1 protein-coding gene is annotated in these 3,735 nt (G+C 61.2%); it reads left to right on the plus strand.

Going from position 1 to position 3,735, the window contains the following annotated elements:
• Positions 1-3,735, plus strand: a 3,735-nt coding sequence (locus tag F8N43_RS29110; protein ID WP_150654709.1) for a DUF6531 domain-containing protein, incomplete at both ends; no start/stop codon positions are given.

Below are 3,735 nucleotides of genomic sequence, written 5' to 3' on the forward strand. Positions count from 1 at the left end.
GGACATGCCTTCGCTGTTGGACATGGAGCGGCTGATAAAGCTTGGCGATTCGACGACCGCGGTGAGTAGTCGCGACGATGATTTTTTCTCGGGTTTTGCGCGGTGTCCTGCGAACGGAACTCTGGAGATCGAGAGCAAGTTTGAATCGGTTTATGACATTCCGTTGGGGAATATTCAGGTTGATGTGATTGCGCAGGAGGGCGGCGAGAGAACAACGATCACGCTCGATGAAAACGGTAAAGGGCAGTTCAAAGGCACGCCGGGCAAGTTCTACCGCGTACATGTCCAGAGTGAAGTTTCATCGGATCAAATCAAAGACCTGTTCTCCTCTTACGACGCCCTGACGCAAGAACTGGAAACCTGGCTGCGCAGCGAGTGGGCAGGCTTCAAACCACAATGGTCGCAGTCGGCTTTTGCTGCGGCGGGTAATGGACTGCTGGCGGGAAGTTGGGCCGCAGTGATTGGCGTGTGGGACAGCATCAGCCTGCTCTCGGACATTCTTCAGGATCCCCGCAAGTTCGTTGAGCGCCTGGGAAGTGGTGCTGCCCAACTGGCCGACCTGGCAGAACAATTTCCGGCCACCATGGAAAAAGTCCAGCTGCTGGCCAGTGACGAAGCGGCGCTGTGTTTGCTGTTGCGCACCGCCAGCCTGTGGCTGGAGATGCTGCCCCCCAGCGAAATGGCCGGCAAAACCGCCGAAGCGATTTCAACGGTGGTGGTGCAACTGCTCATCGACCTTCTGATCGGGGTCGTTCTGACCTTTGCCGGTGCAGGTGCGGGCGTCGCCTATTTAGGCCTGCGCCTTGCCCACTACGGCGCCCGGATCGTCGACGCCGTGGTGGGCTTCGTCAAAGCGATCTTCAACATCATCAACAGCTTCATTACTAATGTTGATCGCTACAAAAAAGTCGCCGCGCGCGGTGCCGCTGCCGGCCTGAAAAAAGGTCGCATGCAACTGCGCTGGGACGCCAGGCGCAACACCACACTCAAACAAAACGAACACCACGACAACGTTCCGGAACAAGCGAAAAACCCCAACGGTGACAGCGCCGATTCCGTCGATAGAACTGCCACCAACAAATGCCCGGTGTCGATGGTCACCGGCGAAGAGCTGCTGACCCTCACCGACGGTTCACTGGACGGCCTCCTGCCGTTCGACTTCACCCGGCTTTATCGCACCAGCGCCGCCGAAATTGATTGCGGCCTCGGTTTCGGCTGGAGTCACAGCCTTGCGCACCGGTTGGAAATCGACGGCGACACCGTCATCTGGATCGACCACGAAAACCGTCGCACCACTTTTCCGTTGCCGAGTTTTGAACGCCCGGCGATCCATAACAGCCTCTCGCGCGCGGCGATTTATCTGGGGGATGACCCCGAAGAATTGATCCTCGCCCAAGCGGGCGATGACACGCGGTTTTATCACTTTCGCAACGGTCGGCTGACCGCCGTCAGCGACGGTTATGACAACCGCTTGCGCATCACGCACGACCACCGCGACCGCCTCCAGCGCCTCGACAACGGCGCCGGTCGCGCCTTGCTGTTGCGTTATGACCGCGCGCATTTGATCGCCGTCGACTATCAGCGTTTTGTCCCGGCCGACACGCTCGGCGAGGCCTGGGTCACCGAGCAGACGCTGGTCCAATACCACTACGACGAACGCGCTCGCCTGATCGAGGCGAGCAACGCCGCCGGGGAACGCGAGCGCTACGACTACGACGACCGACACGTCATCCTCCAGCGGCAGCTGGCCGGTGGGGCGAGTTTCTTTTGGGAGTGGGAAAAGTCTGGCAAGGCGGCGCGATGTGTCCGTCATTGGGCGTCGTTTGCGCAAATGGACGCGCGCTATGTCTGGGATGACGCGGGCAGCGTTACCGTCCAGAACATTGACGGCAGCGAAGAGGTTTACCAGCACGATGATCGGGCGCGCCTGGTGCGCAAGGTTGAGCTGGATGGCGGCGAACACCTCAAGGCCTATGACGACCAGGGTCGGCTGATTGCCGAGCAGGACCCGCTCGGCGCCGTCACCGAATATCACTACGACGAAGTCGGACGGCTAGTGGCGCTGATTCCGCCGCAGGACGAACCGACGTCCTACGAATACCGCAACGGTTTCCTGCACGCGCGCTATCGCGGCAAAGCGCTGTGGAAGTACCAGCGCAATGCTCAGGGCGACGTCACCGAAGCGACCGATCCTGACGGCCAGATCACCCACTATCACTACGATAAACACGGGCAGCTGCTGTCGATCCGTTACCCGGATCTCAGCCGCCATGTCTTCGTCTGGAACGGCTTGGGTCAACTGATCGAAGAGACCTTGCCGGACGCTGGCCAGCGGCGGTTTTCCTACGATGCGTTGGGGCGGCGGATTACCGCCCAGGACGAACACGGTGCGGTCACTCGCTACGCGTGGGACGCCGTCGGGCGACTGATCCAGACGACGCTTCCCACCGGTGCCACGCGCGCCTTCAGCTACAACGCCTACGGAAAAATCACCGCCGAGCGCGACGAACTCGGCCGCGTTACGCGTTACGAATACGTCGATGATTTGCATGTGGTCGCCCGCCGGATCAATCCCGACGGTTCGCAGCTCAACTATCGCTACGACAACGCGCAGTTGTTGCTCACGGAAATTGAAAACGAATCCGGCGAAAAATATCAGCTGGACTACACGTCCAGCGGACTAATCCGACAGGAAACCGGCTTCGACGGCCAGCGCACGGCGTACGCCTACGACCTCAACGGAAATCTGCTGGAGAAAACCGAATTCGGCGCGGACGGCTCGCAACTCGTCACGCAATACGAGCGCGATACCGCCGGCCGTTTGCTGGTCAAAACCCTGCCCGACGGCATCAACGTCGAGTACGTCTACGACAGCCTCGGCCGACTGATCAGCGTCGACGATGGCCATGACCACCCACTGGAATTCGAGTACGACCGCCAGGATCGCCTGATCACCGAGCATCAGGGCTGGGGCACGCTGCGTTATGGCTACGACGCCTGCGGCCAGCTCAAGCGGATGCGCCTGCCGGACGGCAGTAAACTCGATTATCACCACGCCAAGGGCGGCGCGCTGAGCGCCATCGACCTCAACGGCGCACCGCTCACCACCCACCAATTCACGTGGGGTCGCGAGCAGCAACGCCAACAAGGCCAGCTCACCAGCCAGTATCACTACGACGACCAAGGCCGGTTGCAAGCCCACGCGATCAACCAGCAAACCCGGCCGTTGTACCTGCGCCACTACACCTACGCGGTCAACGGCAATCTGGCCACTGTCGCCGACAGCCGCCACGGTCAGCGCAGCTATTACTACGACCCGCTCAACCGCCTGACCCGCGTGCGCCACACCCGCAACGACCCGCCGGAAAGCTTCGCCCACGACCCGGCGGGCAACGTGCTGATGCAGGACCGCCCCGGTGTGGCGACCGTAAAAGGTAATCGCCTGCTGATGCAAGGCGACCGGCATTACGACTACGACGCCTTCGGCAACCTCATCCGCGAACGCCGCGGCAGCGGGCAAAAACGCGTCACCGAATACCGCTACGACTGCCAGCACCGCTTGGTCGGCGTCACCACCCCGGACGGCCGCCGCACGAGCTACCGCTACGATGCCTTCGGCCGCCGCATCGCCAAAACCGTCGACGACCACACCACCGAATTCTTCTGGCAGGGCGACAACCTCGTCGCCGAAAGCAGCCGCGAGCATTACCGCAGCTACGTCTACGAACCCGGCAC

Origin of the sequence: Pseudomonas fluorescens (assembly GCF_902498065.1) — a bacterium.
Classification (GTDB): domain Bacteria; phylum Pseudomonadota; class Gammaproteobacteria; order Pseudomonadales; family Pseudomonadaceae; genus Aquipseudomonas; species Aquipseudomonas fluorescens_BJ.